At 33.7% G+C, this 306-nt stretch carries 1 protein-coding gene; it reads right to left on the reverse strand.

Annotated elements, in window-relative coordinates; genetic code table 11:
• A partial coding sequence (locus FE394_RS19690) for a hypothetical protein (protein WP_319927990.1) occupies nucleotides 1–306 on the reverse strand: 306 nt, incomplete at both ends.

A 306-nucleotide genomic window follows, 5' to 3' on the forward strand; every position in this document is an offset into this window, starting at 1 on the left:
CATAATCAGAACGAAGCAATTTCAACATAGATCCAGTAAGTATTAAATGAATACCCATATTAGAAGGTGCATCAAATAATAACTGAAAAGTATTTTGACCTAAAAATTTATACGATTTTCTATACCCATGTAGACCTTCATCAAAATGTTCAAACAAGAAATCATCAATACCGAAAAAACTGGAAATTTTACTAATAATTTTCCGCGCATTTTCTTGTGAATTCTGTACAGATTTAAAAGTGACTTGAACCCAGTCTAGGCAAGGGATAGTGTAGATATCGAAACAGCCGGGAACCCCCGTGTTAC

Origin of the sequence: Xenorhabdus littoralis (genome assembly GCF_033949345.1) — a bacterium.
Lineage (GTDB): Bacteria > Pseudomonadota > Gammaproteobacteria > Enterobacterales > Enterobacteriaceae > Xenorhabdus > Xenorhabdus littoralis.